Annotated in this window: 19 protein-coding genes; 13 read left to right on the top strand and 6 right to left on the bottom strand. The window is 61.9% G+C overall.

Annotated elements, in window-relative coordinates:
* Positions 1 to 12: 12 nt before the first annotated feature.
* From LOY33_RS16720 to LOY33_RS16710, 3 genes are all read right to left on the bottom strand, one after another.
* Positions 13 to 1,080, bottom strand: a complete 1,068-nt coding sequence (locus LOY33_RS16720; protein ID WP_258659425.1) for an endonuclease/exonuclease/phosphatase family protein — start codon at positions 1,078 to 1,080, stop codon at positions 13 to 15.
* A gap of 87 nt (positions 1,081 to 1,167) precedes the next feature.
* Positions 1,168 to 1,413, bottom strand: coding sequence for a DUF1654 domain-containing protein (locus LOY33_RS16715; protein ID WP_043860816.1), 246 nt, complete (start codon positions 1,411 to 1,413; stop codon positions 1,168 to 1,170).
* 197 nt (positions 1,414 to 1,610) lie between these two features.
* Positions 1,611 to 2,699: an asparaginase gene (locus tag LOY33_RS16710; RefSeq protein ID WP_043860815.1), complete on the bottom strand. Its 1,089-nt coding sequence runs from the start codon at positions 2,697 to 2,699 to the stop codon at positions 1,611 to 1,613.
* 335 nt (positions 2,700 to 3,034) lie between these two features.
* Between LOY33_RS16710 and LOY33_RS16705 the strand changes: the two genes are divergently transcribed.
* From LOY33_RS16705 to LOY33_RS16675, 7 genes are read left to right on the top strand one after another with little or no spacing between them, the layout of a single operon-like run.
* Positions 3,035 to 3,991 carry a sugar ABC transporter substrate-binding protein gene (locus LOY33_RS16705; RefSeq protein ID WP_043860814.1) on the top strand — a complete coding sequence of 319 codons (957 nt, stop codon included), beginning with the start codon at positions 3,035 to 3,037 and terminating at the stop codon, positions 3,989 to 3,991.
* Positions 3,992 to 4,037: 46 nt separating this feature from the next.
* On the top strand, positions 4,038 to 5,588 hold the full coding sequence (locus LOY33_RS16700; protein ID WP_088515220.1) for a sugar ABC transporter ATP-binding protein: 1,551 nt from the start codon (positions 4,038 to 4,040) through the stop codon (positions 5,586 to 5,588).
* Complete coding sequence (locus LOY33_RS16695; RefSeq protein ID WP_054915267.1) at positions 5,585 to 6,580, top strand: ABC transporter permease; 996 nt, start codon at positions 5,585 to 5,587, stop codon at positions 6,578 to 6,580. The genes LOY33_RS16700 and LOY33_RS16695 overlap by 4 nt, the downstream gene beginning before the upstream one ends.
* A gap of 3 nt (positions 6,581 to 6,583) precedes the next feature.
* Positions 6,584 to 7,606 (top strand): LacI family DNA-binding transcriptional regulator, encoded by a 1,023-nt coding sequence (locus LOY33_RS16690; protein ID WP_043860811.1) that lies wholly within the window; start codon positions 6,584 to 6,586, stop codon positions 7,604 to 7,606.
* A 12-nt stretch (positions 7,607 to 7,618) separates the two neighbouring features.
* On the top strand, positions 7,619 to 8,536 hold the full coding sequence (gene rbsK / locus LOY33_RS16685; protein WP_078479646.1) for a ribokinase: 918 nt from the start codon (positions 7,619 to 7,621) through the stop codon (positions 8,534 to 8,536).
* Positions 8,533 to 8,937, top strand: coding sequence for a D-ribose pyranase (rbsD, locus tag LOY33_RS16680; RefSeq protein ID WP_043860809.1), 405 nt, complete (start codon positions 8,533 to 8,535; stop codon positions 8,935 to 8,937). Before rbsK ends, rbsD begins: the two co-directional genes overlap by 4 nt.
* Before the next feature lie 30 nt (positions 8,938 to 8,967).
* Complete coding sequence (locus tag LOY33_RS16675; protein ID WP_258659424.1) at positions 8,968 to 9,993, top strand: nucleoside hydrolase; 1,026 nt, start codon at positions 8,968 to 8,970, stop codon at positions 9,991 to 9,993.
* Here the strand turns inward: LOY33_RS16675 and LOY33_RS16670 are convergent.
* Positions 9,965 to 10,195 (bottom strand): hypothetical protein, encoded by a 231-nt coding sequence (locus LOY33_RS16670; protein ID WP_043860807.1) that lies wholly within the window; start codon positions 10,193 to 10,195, stop codon positions 9,965 to 9,967. The two genes, LOY33_RS16675 and LOY33_RS16670, sit on opposite strands and share 29 nt — an antisense overlap.
* 324 nt (positions 10,196 to 10,519) lie before the next feature.
* Between LOY33_RS16670 and LOY33_RS16665 the strand changes: the two genes are divergently transcribed.
* Positions 10,520 to 10,822 carry a hypothetical protein gene (locus LOY33_RS16665; RefSeq protein WP_054915264.1) on the top strand — a complete coding sequence of 101 codons (303 nt, stop codon included), beginning with the start codon at positions 10,520 to 10,522 and terminating at the stop codon, positions 10,820 to 10,822.
* A gap of 140 nt (positions 10,823 to 10,962) precedes the next feature.
* On the top strand, positions 10,963 to 11,283 hold the full coding sequence (locus LOY33_RS16660; protein ID WP_043860805.1) for an I78 family peptidase inhibitor: 321 nt from the start codon (positions 10,963 to 10,965) through the stop codon (positions 11,281 to 11,283).
* Positions 11,284 to 11,364: 81 nt separating this feature from the next.
* Here the strand turns inward: LOY33_RS16660 and LOY33_RS16655 are convergent, their stop codons facing one another.
* Together LOY33_RS16655 and LOY33_RS16650 are read right to left on the bottom strand one after the other, a co-directional pair.
* Positions 11,365 to 11,577, bottom strand: coding sequence for a cold-shock protein (locus LOY33_RS16655; RefSeq protein WP_003179963.1), 213 nt, complete (start codon positions 11,575 to 11,577; stop codon positions 11,365 to 11,367).
* Between the two features lie 163 nt (positions 11,578 to 11,740).
* Positions 11,741 to 12,037 (bottom strand): hypothetical protein, encoded by a 297-nt coding sequence (locus tag LOY33_RS16650; protein WP_043860804.1) that lies wholly within the window; start codon positions 12,035 to 12,037, stop codon positions 11,741 to 11,743.
* 370 nt (positions 12,038 to 12,407) lie between these two features.
* Here LOY33_RS16650 and thrS point away from each other — a divergent pair, with 370 nt between their 5' ends.
* The 4 genes from thrS to rplT are packed head-to-tail and all read left to right on the top strand — an operon-like array spanning position 12,408 to position 15,522.
* A complete protein-coding gene (thrS, locus tag LOY33_RS16645) occupies positions 12,408 to 14,330 on the top strand; it encodes a threonine--tRNA ligase (RefSeq protein ID WP_043860803.1) in 1,923 nt (640 codons plus the stop codon).
* Positions 14,330 to 14,881 carry a translation initiation factor IF-3 gene (infC, locus tag LOY33_RS16640; protein WP_173925091.1) on the top strand — a complete coding sequence of 184 codons (552 nt, stop codon included), beginning with the start codon at positions 14,330 to 14,332 and terminating at the stop codon, positions 14,879 to 14,881. Before thrS ends, infC begins: the two co-directional genes overlap by 1 nt.
* A gap of 60 nt (positions 14,882 to 14,941) precedes the next feature.
* On the top strand, positions 14,942 to 15,136 hold the full coding sequence (gene rpmI, locus LOY33_RS16635; protein ID WP_027620572.1) for a 50S ribosomal protein L35: 195 nt from the start codon (positions 14,942 to 14,944) through the stop codon (positions 15,134 to 15,136).
* Positions 15,137 to 15,165: 29 nt separating this feature from the next.
* On the top strand, positions 15,166 to 15,522 hold the full coding sequence (rplT, locus tag LOY33_RS16630; protein ID WP_043860801.1) for a 50S ribosomal protein L20: 357 nt from the start codon (positions 15,166 to 15,168) through the stop codon (positions 15,520 to 15,522).
* The last annotated feature ends 104 nt before the right edge of the window (positions 15,523 to 15,626 follow it).

The raw sequence follows: 15,626 nt of genomic DNA, 5'->3' as shown, positions 1-15,626 counted from the left end.
ACCGTTATCCCCTCAGCTGGCCTTCTGGCAGTTGCCGGCGATGCTGTAGCCCTCTGCCTGGGCGGCAGATTCGCTGCTGAACTCGACCCGATTCTTTTCGGCAATGCTGTTGTACGACGGGCAGTCCGGGCGGTGGTAGCGCTTCTTGGCCCGGTTGCCGCGCACTTGCCCGGTGGCGTCGGCCACAGTTGCAGCCTTGGTTTTGGCGGGTGCGGCGGGTCTTGCCGGTGAAGCGGCGGTCGTGGCCGTGCCCTTGCCTTGCCCCAGCTCTGCACGCAGGAATATCGGCGCGTGATCGGAGATGTTCGCCCGGCCTTGCTGGTGAGTCATGCCCAGGTGTTTCGGGTAGTCGTACACGCCCACGCTGTTGACCTTCAGCGGCGAGGAATGGCTGACGAAGATATTGTCGTAAAGGTTGGCGAATTTGCCGTCGGTTGTGGACAGCGTGCTGGCGCCTGCGACCACCAGTGGTCTGGCGGCGGCATTGAGCGACTTCCAGGCAGGTGAAGTGGGTGGCATGTTGAAGTCGCCCATCAGCAGAATGTGATTGTTGCCGGGGTAGACTTCCTTCAGCCAGGTCCAGTAGCTCGACAGCGCATCGATTTCAGCGACCCGGTCAGACGGCTTTTTCCCGTACACGATATGCACCGTGGCCACCACGAAATAGGCATTGTCGGTGAGTGACTTGAAGCGCGCGGAGTAGGGCTCGCGCTCGAAGATCTTCTTGCGGTCCAGGTAGGACACCGCACCGTCTTCATAGGCGACCTTGCTGTCCTTCCACACGAAACCATACATTTCCTTGTACGAAGACCTGCCTACCGCATCGGAGGCCATGTGGCTCCAGGGCTCGCCGCTCTGGCGGCTGAGTTCCCTGGCCAGCTTGTCCAGGGCCGCTTCGCTCATCAGCTCCTGCACAGCCAGAAAATCCACATTTTTGGCGACCTTGGCAATGGCCTTGAAGTCCTTGTTGGAACGGTCGCTCAGGTGTTCCAGGTTCCAGGTGCCGATACGCGTTTCAGCAAACACCTGGCCACACAACAACATCAGCAGCATCACTGCAGCTGCAAGATTCTTGAACATCATTACTTCCAGATTCTATGGATAACACCATCGCCCAGAAGGGCGACAAGTCGGAGCAGGGTGGGCGGGCAGCGCCTGGCGACGGCTTCAGTCTTCCTTGGGCACAACCCAGAAAATCTGCACGCCGCCGTCATCCCGGTAGGCCAGGGTGACGTTGTCGTTTTCGGCGATTTCCTCGAGCAGGGTCTCCCAGTCGGCAGGCGACTCGTGCTCCAGGCGAAAGATCAGCGCCGCGCGGGACTTCTGCGCGGTTGGCGAGTTGATGATTTTCTGAATGCGGATGCCCAGTTGCTCGTAGCTGCTGACGGGCTTGGCGGCAGAGGAGGTGGCCACAGGTACAGGTTCCTTGTTTTTGCTGTATGCGCATACAGTATTTTACTGTAAGGCTTTTCGCAACTGCGTGTCGCTCAAAGAACCCATGTGACCACACGGCGCAGGCTTTGCTGCACCGTGGGCAAAATAAAAGTGGCGAGGTTACAAGAGGTTAGGCCGCCCCGCTGTAGGAAGGGCGGCCTGCCGGGCTACTGCACTCAGTATTCCCAGAAGATGCGCTGCAGCTCTTTGCTGTCCTGGGTCTTGGTCAGGGCGACCATGGCCAGGATGCGCGCTTTTTGCGGGTTCAGGTCGTGCGCCACTACCCAGTCGTTCTTGTCGTCAGGCTGCTCGGCGTTGCGCAGCACGAACCCGCCCTGGTTGACGTGGGACGAACGGATGATCTGCACGCCGTTCTTGCGCAGTTCCTGCAGGGCCGGCACTACGCGCGAGGACACCGAACCGTTGCCGGTACCGGCATGGATGATGGCCTTGGCGCCATTTTGCGCCAGTGCCTTGTAGGCGGTGTCGCTGACGTTGCCGTAGCTGTAGGCGATGTCCACGGCAGGCAGGCTGCTGATGGTCTTGATGTCGAACTCCGAATCCATCGTGTGGCGCTTGGCCGGCAGGCGGAACCAGTACGACTTGCCTTCCACGACCATGCCCATCGGGCCCCAGGCGCTCTTGAACGCTTCGGTCTTGATGTTGATCGACTTGCTCACGTCGCGACCGGACTGGATCTCGTCGTTCATGGTCACCAGCACGCCCTTGCCGCGCGATTGCTTGTCGCTGGCCACGGCCACGGCGTTGTACAGGTTGAGCATGCCGTCAGCCGACATTGCGGTACCGGGGCGCATGGAACCCACGACCACGATCGGCTTGTCGGTCTTTTCCACCAGGTTGAGGAAGTAGGCGGTCTCTTCGAGGGTGTCGGTACCGTGGGTGATCACGATGCCGTCCACGTCCTTGCTGTCGGCCAGCTCGGCAACGCGCTTGCCCAGTTGCAGCAGGTTTTCGTTGGTGATGCTTTCGGAGGCGATCTGCATCACCTGCTCGCCGCGTACGTTGGCCAGGTTGGCCAGCTCCGGAACACCGGCAATCAGCTTGTCGACGCCCACCTTGGCGGCTTGATAGGTAGCGCTGTTGGCGGCGCTGGCACCAGCACCGGCAATGGTGCCGCCGGTGGCGAGGATAACCACGTTCGCGAGTTTCTGTTGGGTTTCGGCTTCCTTGGCGTAGGCGCCAGCAGGGAAGAACATGAACAGGGCCAGGGCGGCCGGAGCGAAGGAGTGAAGCGCAGCTTTCATCGTTATTGTTCCTTATGAGTGAAATTGCTGTGTTGCCCACACAAGTTCAGCAGAAAGCGTACCAGTTGCCCAATTAACTGAGCGTTGACGTCAATTCATTGATTTATAAGAAATTTATTTAGGCTTATGCCCCGTATTGCCTGGCACTGCTTTCGGAAACCCGAATTATTGCGGTGCCGGATGTTCGGTTTTCCGAAGATTTTAAGGATAATTCCCGGCACTATTGGGGCCATGAAGGGCGGTCGGCAGATTTGACAAAACCCGGTAGCGTTTCCATAGTTGTTAACCGCAAACGTTTGCGACCCGACAAAAATCATAAGATTCGGAGTGAACCCATGACGCTGCCCTTCGCTGGACGCCTGCTGGCCGTTGCCATGCTGGCCACCCTCGCCACCGCCGTACCCTTCAGCCACGCCCATGCCGACACCGCCAAGCCCAAGGTGGCCCTGGTGATGAAGTCGCTGGCCAACGAGTTCTTCCTCACCATGGAAGACGGCGCCAAGGCCTACCAGAGAGACCACGCAGGCGAGTTCGACCTGGTGTCCAATGGCATCAAGGACGAGTCCGATACCAGCAACCAGATCCGCATCGTCGAGCAGATGATCGTCTCCGGCGTCAACGCGCTGGTGATTGCCCCGGCCGATTCCAAGGCCCTGGTGCCAGTGGTCAAGAAGGCCATGGACGCGGGGATCACCGTGGTCAACATCGACAACCGCCTCGACCCGGATGTGCTCAAGAGCAAGAACCTCAGCGTGCCCTTCGTGGGCCCCGACAACCGCAAGGGCGCGCGCCTGGTGGGCGAGTACCTGGCCACCCGCCTGAGCGTGGGCGATCAGGTCGGCATCATCGAGGGCGTGCCGACCACCACCAACGCCCAGCAGCGTACCGCCGGTTTCAAGGACGCCATGGAGGCAGCCAAGATCAAGATCGTCTCGGTGCAATCGGGCAACTGGGAGATCGACAAGGGCAATGCCGTGGCCTCGGCCATGCTCAACGAATACCCCGATCTCAAGGCGTTGTTGGCCGGCAACGACAGCATGGCGCTCGGCGCGGTGTCGGCGGTGCGCGCGGCAGGCAAGGTCGGTGCGGTGCAGGTGGTGGGCTACGACAACATCAAGGCGATCCAGCCGATGCTGCGCGACGGTCGTGTGCTGGCCACGGCCGATCAATACGCCGCCAAACAGGCGGTGTTCGGTATCGAGGCGGCCCTGAAGATGCTGCGCGGCGAGAAGCCGGACGTGGATGCCGACAACGTCATCCAGACCCCGGTCGAGCTGGTCAAGCAGCCCTAGCCCGCTGACGGTGCCTGCCGTGGTGCGGGCGCCAGGAGAACACCTTATGTCGGCGACTGCGGATGTCGTGTTGTCGGTCAGTGCAATCGGCAAGACCTACGCCCAGCCCGTGCTGGGCGATATCGAACTGTCCCTGCTGCGCGGCGAAGTGCTGGCCCTGACTGGCGAGAACGGTGCGGGCAAGAGCACCCTGTCGAAGATCATCGGCGGGCTCGAAACCCCCACCACCGGGCAGATGTTCTACCAGGGCCAGGTGTATCAGCCCGCCAGCCGCACCGCGGCCGAGCGCCAGGGCGTGCGCATGGTGATGCAGGAGCTCAACCTGCTGCCGACCCTGAGCGTGGCCGAGAACCTGTTTCTGCACAACCTGCCCAGCCGCGCCGGCTGGGTCAATCGCACGCGCCTGCGCCAACTGGCGACCGCGGCAATGGCGCAGGTGGGGCTCGAAGCGATCGACCCCGATACGCTGGTCGGCGAGCTGGGCATCGGCCATCAGCAGATGGTGGAGATCGCCCGCAACCTGATCGGCGACTGCCATGTGCTGATTCTCGACGAGCCCACCGCGATGCTCACCGCACGCGAGGTGGAGCTGCTGTTCCGCCAGATCGAGCGCCTGCAGCAACGGGGTGTGTCGATCATCTACATTTCCCACCGCCTCGAAGAGCTCAAGCGCATCGCCCAGCGCATTGCCGTGCTGCGCGACGGCAAGCTGGTGTGCGTGGAACCGATGCAGCGCTACAGCAGCGAGCAACTGGTCAACCTGATGGTGGGGCGCGAGCTGGGCGAGCATATCGACCTGGGGCGCCGCACGATCGGCGAGCCGGTACTGCGTGTCAGCGGCCTGGGCCGGGGCGACAAGGTGCAGGACGTCTCGTTCGAGGTGCGCAGCGGCGAAATCTTCGGCATCTCCGGGCTTATCGGTGCCGGGCGTACCGAGCTGCTGCGCCTGATCTTCGGTGCCGACACGGCCGACAGTGGCAGCATCGAGCTGGGCAGCCCGCTGCGCCCGGTGCACATCGACTCGCCCATGGCTGCAGTGCGCCACGGCGTGGCCCTGATTACCGAAGACCGCAAGGGCGAAGGCCTGCTGTTGTCGCAGTCGGTCAGTGCCAACCTGGCGTTGGGCAACATGCCGGCGATCTCACGCGCGGGCCTGGTGGATGGTGCTGCCGAGCGTGCCCTGGCCGAGCGCCAGATCCAGGCCATGCGCATCCGCAGCGCCGGGCCCGCACAAACGGTGGGCGAGCTGTCGGGTGGCAACCAGCAGAAGGTGGTGATCGGCCGCTGGCTGGAGCGCGACTGCGCCGTGCTGCTGTTCGACGAGCCCACGCGCGGTATCGATGTGGGCGCCAAGTTCGACATCTATGGGCTGCTCGCCGAGCTGACCCGCCAGGGCAAGGCGCTGGTGGTGGTGTCCAGCGACCTGCGCGAACTGATGCTGATCTGCGATCGCATCGGCGTGCTTTCGGCAGGGCGCCTGATTGAAACCTTCGAGCGTGAGCACTGGAGCCAGGACCAGCTACTGGCCGCCGCCTTTGCCGGCTATCAGAAACGTGACGCGCTGCTGCAAGACGCAGTGCCCAGGAACCCCGCATGAACACCTCCCCGATAGACACACCGCCTGGCCCACCGGCCCGGCGCAGCGGTACCTACCTCGGCCTGGGGACCTACCTGGGCCTGGCCGGTGCGCTGCTGGCGATGGTGGTGCTGTTCTCGTTGCTGAGCAGCCACTTTCTGTCGTACGGCACCTTCAGCACCCTGGCCAACCAGATCCCCGACCTGATGGTGCTGGCGGTGGGCATGACCTTCGTGTTGATCATCGGCGGCATCGACCTGTCGGTGGGCTCGGTACTGGCCCTGGCCGCGTCGGCGGTCAGCGTGGCGATTCTGGGCTGGGGCTGGAGCGTGCTGCCGGCGGCACTGCTCGGCATGGGGTGCGCGGCACTGGCCGGGACCCTTACCGGCTCGATCACCGTGGCCTGGCGCATCCCTTCGTTCATCGTCTCGCTGGGTGTGCTGGAAATGGCGCGTGGCGTGGCCTACCAGCTCACCGACTCGCGCACCGCGTACATCGGTGATGCCTTTGCCTGGCTGTCGGAGCCGGTGGCCTTCGGCATTTCGCCGGCCTTCATCATCGCCTTGCTGGTGATCGTGGTGGCGCAACTGGTGCTGACCCGCACCGTGTTCGGCCGTTACCTGATCGGCATCGGCACCAACGAAGAGGCCGTGCGCCTGGCCGGCATCGATCCGCGCCCGTACAAGATCCTGGTGTTCTCGCTGATGGGCCTGCTGGCCGGCCTGGCGGCGCTGTTCCAGATCTCGCGGCTGGAGGCCGCCGACCCCAACGCCGGCTCCGGGTTGGAGCTGCAGGTGATTGCCGCCGTGGTGATCGGCGGCACCAGCCTGATGGGCGGTCGCGGTTCGGTCATCAGCACCTTCTTCGGTGTGCTGATCATTTCGGTGCTGGCCGCAGGGCTGGCGCAGATCGGCGCCAGCGAGCCGACCAAACGCATCATCACCGGGGCGGTCATCGTGATCGCCGTGGTTCTCGACACTTACCGCAGCCGGCGCGCGCGCCGGCGGACCTGAACAATGGCAACCATCAAAGATGTAGCGGCGCTGGCGGGTATTTCCTATACCACCGTTTCCCACGTGCTGAACAAGACCCGCCCGGTGAGCGAACCGGTGCGGCGCAAGGTAGAGGCGGCGATTGCCGAGCTGGACTACGTGCCCAGTGCGGTGGCGCGCTCGCTCAAGGCGCGCTGCACGGCCACCATCGGCCTGCTGGTGCCCAACAGCGTCAACCCGTATTTCGCCGAACTGGCGCGGGGTATCGAGGATGGCTGCGAGCGCAATGGCTACTGCGTGATCCTGTGCAACTCCGATGACGACCCGCGCAAGCAGCGCAGCTACCTGCGCGTGCTGCTGGAGAAACGCATCGACGGTCTGATCGTGGCCTCGGTGGGCGAGGAGGCCGACCTGCTCGACAGCCTGGCCAGCGTGCGCACGCCCATGGTGATCGTCGACCGCGCGCTGGCGGGCGTCGACGCCGACCTAGTGCGCATCGACCACGAGCAGGGGGCCTACCTGGCCACCCGGCACCTGCTGGAGCTGGGGCACCAGGACATCGCCTGCATCAACGGCCCGGCACACACCAGCGTGGCCAAGATGCGCCTGGCCGGCTTTCACCGGGCACTGGCCCAGGCCGGGGTGCCCCTGCGCGAGGGCCGCGTGGTGGACAGCGACTTCACCAGCCTGGGCGGCTATGGCGCCGCAGCGCAACTGCTGGGCCACGACCGCCCGACCGCGATCTTCGCGGCCAACGACATGATCGGCATGGGCGTGCTGCGTGCCGCGGCCGAGCGCAACATCTGCGTGCCGAGCGAACTGTCGGTGATCGGTTTCGACGATATCCAGATGAGCCAGTACGTCTACCCTGCGCTGACCACGGTAGGGCAGTCGATCCGTGAGCTGGGCGAGATGGCGTCCGAACTGTTGCTGCGGCGTATCGGCGAGCCGCAGCGCAGTGGGGTGGAGCAGCGCATCGTCGCGCCGAGCATCGTGCTGCGCGAGTCCACCGGGCCGCGTCCCGACCTCTTCAATGATTACCGCTAGGACCGACATGCCATGCAAGCAAATGTAGTGGTGGTAGGCAGCCTGAACATGGACCTGGTGACCCGCGCCGAGCGCCTGCCGCAGGCGGGGGAAACCCTGGCCGGCGAGTGGTTCGGCACCGTGCCGGGCGGCAAGGGCGCCAACCAGGCGGTAGCAGCTGCGCGGTTGGGGGCAGCGGTGGCAATGATCGGCTGTGTGGGGGAGGACGCCTACGGTGCGCAGTTGCGTCAGGCGCTGCTCGACGAGGGCATCGATTGCCAGGGCGTGGACACGGCGGCGGGTGTTTCCAGTGGTGTGGCACTGATCGTGGTGGATGCCAGCAGCCAGAACGCCATCGTCATCGTGGCCGGTGGCAACGGGCACTTGCTGCCGGCATCGGTACAGCGCCTGGACAGCCTGCTGCAGGCTGCCGATGTGATCATCTGCCAGCTCGAAGTACCGCAGGCCACCGTGGCACATACCCTGGCCCGTGGCCGGGCGCTGGGCAAGACCGTGATCCTCAACCCGGCACCGGCCACCGGGCCGCTGCCGGCTGACTGGTTTGCCAACATCGACTACCTGATCCCCAACGAGAGCGAGGCCAGCGCCCTGACCGGGCTGCCGGTGGCTTCGCTGCAGGAGGCGCAGGCAGCCGCCAGCCGACTGCTGGCGCTGGGGGTGGGCAAGGTGATCGTCACCCTGGGCGCGCAAGGCGCTCTGTTCGCCGATGGCCAGGGTTTTGCGCATTTTCCGGCGACGCGGGTGCAGCCACTGGACACCACGGCGGCCGGAGATACCTTCGTCGGTGGCTTTGCCGCTGCGTTGGCCGCTGGCAGGTCGGAGCGCGAGGCCATTGCCTTCGGCCAGCAGGCCGCCGCCATTTCGGTCACCCGCGCCGGTGCCCAGCCCTCCATTCCGTATCTGAGCGAACTGCAGGGGAGCACGCCATGAAGAAGACCCCGTTGCTCAACATCGCCCTGTCGCGCCTGATCGCGTCGCTGGGGCATGGCGATGTGGTGCTGATCGGCGACGCCGGCCTGCCCGTACCTGCCGGTGTCGAGCTGATCGACCTTGCACTGACGCCCGGCATACCGGATTTCATCAGTACCTTGCACACGGTGCTGGCCGAAATGCAGGTCGAAAGCCACGTGCTGGCCGACGAGACCCTGCAACACAGGCCGCCGGCCCTGGCAGGTATCGAGCTACTGCATGCCCGCGGCGAGCTGGGCGCGCGCCATTTGATGAGCCATGCGGCGTTCAAGCAGCTCGGTGCGCAGGCCAGGGCCATCGTGCGCACTGGCGAATGCCAGCCCTATACCAACATCGCGCTGGTGGCGGGCGTGACCTTTTGACTGTTGTCCCCTGAGCACAAGGAGTGCCCGATGCCTGAACGTGTCCATAAAGCCAAACGTTTGCTACGAGGTGTAGTGCTTATGTCTGCCCTGTCGAGTACTGCCGTGCTGGCCGCGCCCCGCGACCTGATCATCGATACCGACCCCGGCGCGGATGACGTGGTGGCGTTGTTGTTCGCCCTGGCGTCGCCAGAGGAACTGAAGGTGCGCGCCATTACCACCGTGGCCGGTAATGTGCGACTCGACAAGACCTCGCGCAACGCACGGCTGGCCCGGGAGTGGGCGGGGCGCGAAGAGGTGCCGGTGTACGCCGGCGCGCCCACGCCGCTGGTGCGCACGCCGATCTATGCCGAGAACATCCATGGCGAGGAGGGCTTGCCTGGCGTGGCGGTGCGCGAGCCGAAAAAGGGCCTGGCCCAGGGCAGCGCGGTGCAGTACCTGATCGACACCCTCGGTGGCGCTGAACCCAACAGCATCACCCTTGCCATGCTCGGCCCGCAGACCAACCTGGCACTGGCGCTGATTCAGGCCCCGCAGATCGTCAAGGGCATCAAGGAAGTGGTGGTGATGGGCGGTGCCCACTTCAATGGCGGCAATATCACCCCGGTGGCCGAGTTCAACCTGTACGCCGACCCACAGGCGGCAGAGGTCGTGTTGCGCAGCGGGGTCAAGCTCACCTACCTGCCGCTGGACGTGACCCACAAGGTACTCACCAGCGAGGCGCGCCTGAAGCAGATTCGCGGGTTGAACAACCACGCCAGCAAGCTGGTGGGCGATATTCTGGATGCTTACGTCAAGGGGGACATGGCGCACTACGGCCTGCCGGGTGGGCCGGTGCATGATGCCAGCGTGATTGCCTACCTGCTCAAGCCCGAGCTGTTCAGTGGCCGGCAGATTCACATGAGCGTGGATAGCCGCGAAGGCCCGACCTTTGGTCAGACCATTGCGGACTGGTACGGCACGCTCGAGCTACCGGCCAATGTGATGTGGATCGAGAGCGGCGATGCCCAGGGCTTTTTCGATTTGCTCAGCGAGCGTCTTGCTCGATTGCAGTAATGGGTGTGGGCTGGTGTTCGGTCGCGGGCCAGTGGCGTTCGAACACCTGGTCGACGAAGGTGCGGGCAGCTTCGTGGCCGAGGTCTTGAAGCAGCAGGTCGGCGGCGATGATGAACAGCTCTTCGGTGGTGCCGGGGCTGTAGGAACGATGGCCGTCAGGCCATGTGACCTTGATGTTGGTGTCCAGGGTGGGGCTATTCATGGGGGTCTCGATCGAAAATACGCGTGCTGTTTGGTGCAGATGCCGGGCCCTGGCGTCTACAGCGGGGGCATGATTGCGCTCCGCCAACAGGTACAAGTTAAACATGTTGCAACAGGGCCAGCACTGCTACTTATGCATAAGCAGCGGGGCTAGGCAAACTAAATGGTGGTTGGGTTCGCCTATTCGTGACGTCTGTACCGATTCGTCGTTGGCACTTGGGTCGGCGCGGTAGCCGTGGAGCTGGCTTGCCAGCGAAGAGGGCGTACAGAGTCCGCCTGATGTACCCTGCACCCCACAGCCACCGCGCACGCCCGAGGACACCCCGTGCAGATCGACTTGAACACCCCCGAGCAGCTCACCCCCCAGCAGGTGCGCCAGCTGCTGGCCGAAGGCAACGACCGAATCCACAACCAGTTGCGCGTCACCCGCGGCGGCATTGCCTACCTGTCGCAGATTACCGGCGGGCGCGAGCTCGATGGCCTGCTGTTTCGCCTCGAGACCTGGGCCGCCGGCTCGGGCTGCGTGGGCCCTGTTGCCGCCGACGACGAACGCTGGGTCATGCAGGTGTACAACGTGCTGGCCAGCAACTGGCCCAAGCCCGCCAGCGACTACATCGATATCTACTGAACCGCTGCGCTCAGGCAAAATCCGGTCACGATTGAGGTTTCCCTGACGAGCACGTCTCAGGCAGACTGGGACGTTTTTGCAACCAAAAGTGCTTAAAACTGTCGTATCAGACAGCATTCCAGTATTTGAAAGGAGGATTCATGTTCCGCACGCGTGCAACATTGGCGAGCCTGTTGGCAGCCGTGGTTCTGGCAGGTTGCAGTACCGATGGCTCATCGTCCAAGGCGCCAGAGGTAGCGGCAGCACCGAACCTCGATGGTCGCTGCGATGCCAGCAACGCCGCATTCACTGTCGGCAAGCCGGCAACCCCCGAGCTGCTGGAGCAGGCGCGCAAGGCGAGCGGGGCGCAGATCGCCCGCGTGCTCAAGCCGACCGACATGATCACCCTGGAGTACCGTTCCGAGCGCTTGAACCTCAACGCCGACGACAAGGGCGTGGTCACCCGGGTCAACTGCGGCTGATTCCGCCCCGGGCCTGCCGTTGCATAAACGGCAGGCACAAAAAAACCCGTCCAAGGACGGGTTTTTTTAATTCGTCAGAACTTACTCTGGACGAACTTGTGCAGCCTGCATGCCCTTCTGGCCTTTTTCGGCAACGAAGGAGACGGTCTGGCCTTCTTTCAGGCTCTTGAAGCCGTCAGACTCGATGGCCTTGAAGTGTACGAACAGGTCGTCGCCGCCACCTTGTGGAGTGATGAAGCCGAAGCCTTTTTCATCGTTGAACCATTTGACGGTGCCGGTTTGGCGATTGGACATGGGTGTATCTCCAGGAAACATGATGTTTTTCAGTAGTGCGGTGTCGCCGAGGCCAACAAGGTGCACAGAGGCATCATAGTCTAATTTTGCGCTTGTGGTGACTTTTACGTGTGCCGAATGCTGATCTGGCGCAAATTAACTGAGTTTTGTATGGCCTGCGCCCTTATTTCTGGGGCTTGCAGGCCTTCGTAACCAGCTGGGTTGCCTTGTCTATGAGCTTCTGGTCTACGCCGTCAGTGCTGTTGAGCTCTTTGATCTCTGCGTCCGAAAAGTTTTTTTCGATCACATTCACGCTGCAGCTGCAGTGCTTTTCGGCGGATTGTTTCGTCATGCCCGGCTGGGCAGAGGCGGTGGCCACGCAGGACGTCAGGTAGCCTGGTGGAACAGTGCCTGCGTTGGCGCCAAGCGGCAGCAGCAGGGCACCAGTGGCCGCCAAGGCCAGAAGAGAATGAAGTCGCATACCGGTCACTCCTTTATTAGGTCGGGTGTATCTAGAGTAGGTCGCTTCCTAATCTCTGAGCGGAAAAAAACCGCTCAAGTTCACCGCATCGGTCTAATTTCAGAATATTTCTGCATATCCCCGGCCCATGGCCCTACGCGCCGAAAGCTTTGTGCTAGCATGCCTGGCTCAGGATTTGGCCGATTCGTCTTGCCGCTCAAATCTTTCTATATATATGTATCCAGTCACTCTGGTTCGTACCCTGGCAGGCCCTTGGGCTTCTGCCACTGTGAGGCAGGCTTTGCATTGCAAAGACAGGGTCGAATCGCGTACTGGCTCATCCCAACCCACGTGACCTTTGGTAGGGGTCACCACTAGGAGAGGAGGCGCCATGCCCACTATTACTCTTCCCGATGGCAGTCAACGTTCGTTCGACAAGGCCGTAACCGTAGCCGAGGTCGCCGCATCCATTGGTGCAGGCCTGGCCAAGGCCACCGTGGCCGGCAAGGTCGATGGCAAGCTGGTCGACGCGTGCGACCTGATCGAGCAGGACGCCAGCCTGCAAATCATCACGCCCAAGGACGAAGAGGGGCTGGAGATCATCCGTCACTCCTGCGCTCACCTGGTCGGTCATGCCGTCAAGCAGCTGTACCCGACCGCCAAGATGGTGATCGGCCCGGTCATCGACGAGGGCTTCTACTACGACATCGCGTATGAGCGTCCCTTCACCCCGGAAGACCTGGCGGCGATCGAGCAGCGCATGCAGCAGCTGATCGAGAAGGACTACGACGTCATCAAGAAGGTCACCCCGCGCGCCGAGGTGATCGAGCTGTTCAAGGCCCGTGGCGAAGACTACAAGCTGCGCCTGGTCGAAGACATGCCGAACGAACAGGCCATGGGCCTGTACTTCCATGAAGAATACGTCGACATGTGCCGCGGCCCGCACGTGCCCAATACGCGCTTTCTCAAGTCGTTCAAGCTGACCAAGCTGTCCGGTGCCTACTGGCGCGGCGACGCCAAGAACGAGCAACTGCAACGTGTGTACGGCACGGCCTGGGCTGACAAGAAGCAGCTGGCCGCCTACATCCAGCGCATCGAAGAGGCCGAGAAACGCGACCACCGCAAGATCGGCAAGCGCCTGAACCTGTTCCACCTCCAGGAAGAAGCGCCGGGCATGGTGTTCTGGCACCCCAATGGCTGGACCCTGTACCAGGTGCTCGAGCAGTACATGCGCAAGGTGCAGCGCGACAACGGCTACCTGGAAATCAAGACCCCGCAAGTGGTCGACCGCACGCTGTGGGAGAAGTCCGGGCACTGGGCCAACTACGGTGACAACATGTTCACCACCCAGTCCGAGAACCGCGACTACGCCATCAAGCCGATGAACTGCCCGTGCCACGTACAGGTGTTCAACCAGGGCCTGAAGAGCTACCGCGAGCTGCCGCTGCGTCTGGCCGAGTTCGGCGCTTGCCATCGCAACGAGCCTTCGGGCGCCCTGCACGGCATCATGCGTGTGCGCGGCTTCGTGCAGGACGATGCGCACATCTTCTGCACCGAAGAACAGATGCAGTCCGAGTCCGCCGCGTTCATCAAGCTGACCCTGGATGTGTACAAGGACTTCGGCTTCAAGGACATCGAGCTCAAGCTCTCGACGCGCCCTGAAAAGCGCGTGGGCTCCGACGACCTGTGGGACCGTGCCGAAGGCGCACTGGCCGCCGCGCTCGACAGCGCCGGCCTGCCGTACGACCTGCAGCCGGGTGAAGGGGCGTTCTACGGCCCGAAAATCGAATTCTCGCTGAAGGATTGCCTTGGCCGTGTGTGGCAGTGTGGTACCCTGCAGCTCGACTTCAACCTGCCGATCCGTCTGGGCGCCGAATACGTCTCCGAAGACAACGGCCGCAAGCATCCGGTGATGCTGCACCGTGCAATCCTCGGTTCGTTCGAGCGTTTCGTCGGAATTCTCATCGAGCACTACGAAGGTGCATTCCCAGCCTGGCTGGCGCCTACGCAGGCGGTGATCATGAATATCACCGACAAACAAGCGGATTTCGCCCAGAAAGTGGAAAAAACTCTGGCCGAAAGCGGCTTCCGTGCCAAGTCCGACTTGAGAAATGAGAAAATCGGCTTTAAAATCCGCGAGCATACCTTGCTCAAGGTTCCCTATCTCCTGGTTATCGGGGATCGGGAAGTCGAAACGCAAACTGTCGCTGTGCGTACCCGCGAAGGTGCTGACCTGGGCTCCATGCCCGTCGCCCAATTTGCGGACCTGCTCGCGCAAGCGGTTTCCCGGCGTGGTCGCCAAGATTCGGAGTAATTACTATTAAGCGTGATATGAGACAAGATAAACGAGCTGCACCGAAAGCCCCGATCAACGAGAATATCTCGGCACGTGAGGTTCGGTTAATTGGCGCTGACGGCGAGCAGTTGGGCATCGTCTCGATTGAAGAAGCGCTTCGTATCGCTGAAGAAGCGAAACTGGACCTGGTAGAAATTTCTGCTGACGCCGTTCCGCCTGTCTGCAAAGTCCTCGACTACGGCAAAAGCCTGTTCGAGAAGAAAAAGCAGCAGGCTGCGGCGAAGAAGAACCAGAAGATCATCCAGATCAAAGAAATCAAGTTTCGTCCAGGGACGGAGGAAGGGGATTACCAGGTAAAACTACGCAACCTGGTACGTTTCCTTACTGATGGGGACAAGACCAAAATCTCTCTGAGATTCCGTGGTCGTGAGATGGCCCACCAGGAGCTGGGTATGGAACTGTTGAAGCGGATCGAAGCTGATCTTGCCGAATACGGGACCGTCGAACAGCATCCTAAGATGGAAGGACGCCAGCTTTTGATGGTCATCGCCCCCAAGAAAAAGAAATAACCACCAGGGCACGGCAGGCCTTGCGGTTATGTTTATCAACTGAATGCGGAGTATCCGAACATGCCAAAAATGAAAACCAAAAGCGGTGCAGCCAAGCGTTTCTTGAAAACGGCTAACGGCATCAAGCACAAACACGCTTTCAAGAGCCACATCCTGACCAAAATGTCGACCAAGCGTAAGCGTCAACTTCGCGGTAGCAGCCTGCTGCACGCGTCGGACGTTGCAAAAGTCGAGCGCATGCTGCGCCTTCGTTAATTTTTGGTTATAGATAGAGGAAATTACTCATGGCTCGTGTAAAGCGTGGCGTCATCGCTCGTAAGCGTCACAAGAAAATTCTGAAACTGGCTAAAGGTTACTACGGCGCTCGCTCGCGCGTATTCCGTGTTGCCAAGCAAGCGGTCATCAAGGCAGGCCAATACGCCTACCGCGACCGTCGCCAGAAAAAACGTCAGTTCCGCGCTCTGTGGATCGCTCGTATCAACGCTGGTGCTCGCGTCAACGGTCTGTCCTACAGCCGCCTGATCGCTGGCCTGAAAAAAGCGTCGATCGAAATCGACCGCAAAGTTCTGGCTGATCTGGCAGTGAACGAAAAAGCGGCGTTTGCTGCGATTGTCGAAAAGGCTAAAGCCGTTCTGGCTTAAGTACCCACGACAATCATTCGCCGTCGATGTCGGCGGCGGATGTTAAACGTCATAGATAGGGGAAGAGCCTGTAAGCTCTTCCCCTATTTTGTATCTGGAGTCTG

Origin of the sequence: Pseudomonas sp. B21-036 (assembly GCF_024748925.1) — a bacterium.
GTDB classification, from domain to species: Bacteria; Pseudomonadota; Gammaproteobacteria; order Pseudomonadales; family Pseudomonadaceae; genus Aquipseudomonas; species Aquipseudomonas palmensis.
This window is presented reverse-complemented; position numbering and strand designations above follow the sequence as displayed.

Coding starts and splice junctions, on each gene's coding strand:
- LOY33_RS16695 (WP_054915267.1), top strand. CDS start 5,585: ATGAACACCTCCCCGATAGACACACCGCCTGGCCCACCGGCCCGGCGC.
- LOY33_RS16670 (WP_043860807.1), bottom strand. CDS start 10,195: ATGAATAGCCCCACCCTGGACACCAACATCAAGGTCACATGGCCTGAC.
- LOY33_RS16655 (WP_003179963.1), bottom strand. CDS start 11,577: ATGTCCAATCGCCAAACCGGCACCGTCAAATGGTTCAACGATGAAAAA.
- rbsD (WP_043860809.1), top strand. CDS start 8,533: ATGAAGAAGACCCCGTTGCTCAACATCGCCCTGTCGCGCCTGATCGCG.
- thrS (WP_043860803.1), top strand. CDS start 12,408: ATGCCCACTATTACTCTTCCCGATGGCAGTCAACGTTCGTTCGACAAG.
- LOY33_RS16710 (WP_043860815.1), bottom strand. CDS start 2,699: ATGAAAGCTGCGCTTCACTCCTTCGCTCCGGCCGCCCTGGCCCTGTTC.
- LOY33_RS16660 (WP_043860805.1), top strand. CDS start 10,963: ATGTTCCGCACGCGTGCAACATTGGCGAGCCTGTTGGCAGCCGTGGTT.
- rbsK (WP_078479646.1), top strand. CDS start 7,619: ATGCAAGCAAATGTAGTGGTGGTAGGCAGCCTGAACATGGACCTGGTG.
- LOY33_RS16690 (WP_043860811.1), top strand. CDS start 6,584: ATGGCAACCATCAAAGATGTAGCGGCGCTGGCGGGTATTTCCTATACC.
- LOY33_RS16675 (WP_258659424.1), top strand. CDS start 8,968: ATGCCTGAACGTGTCCATAAAGCCAAACGTTTGCTACGAGGTGTAGTG.
- LOY33_RS16705 (WP_043860814.1), top strand. CDS start 3,035: ATGACGCTGCCCTTCGCTGGACGCCTGCTGGCCGTTGCCATGCTGGCC.
- rpmI (WP_027620572.1), top strand. CDS start 14,942: ATGCCAAAAATGAAAACCAAAAGCGGTGCAGCCAAGCGTTTCTTGAAA.
- rplT (WP_043860801.1), top strand. CDS start 15,166: ATGGCTCGTGTAAAGCGTGGCGTCATCGCTCGTAAGCGTCACAAGAAA.
- LOY33_RS16720 (WP_258659425.1), bottom strand. CDS start 1,080: ATGTTCAAGAATCTTGCAGCTGCAGTGATGCTGCTGATGTTGTTGTGT.
- LOY33_RS16700 (WP_088515220.1), top strand. CDS start 4,038: ATGTCGGCGACTGCGGATGTCGTGTTGTCGGTCAGTGCAATCGGCAAG.
- LOY33_RS16650 (WP_043860804.1), bottom strand. CDS start 12,037: ATGCGACTTCATTCTCTTCTGGCCTTGGCGGCCACTGGTGCCCTGCTG.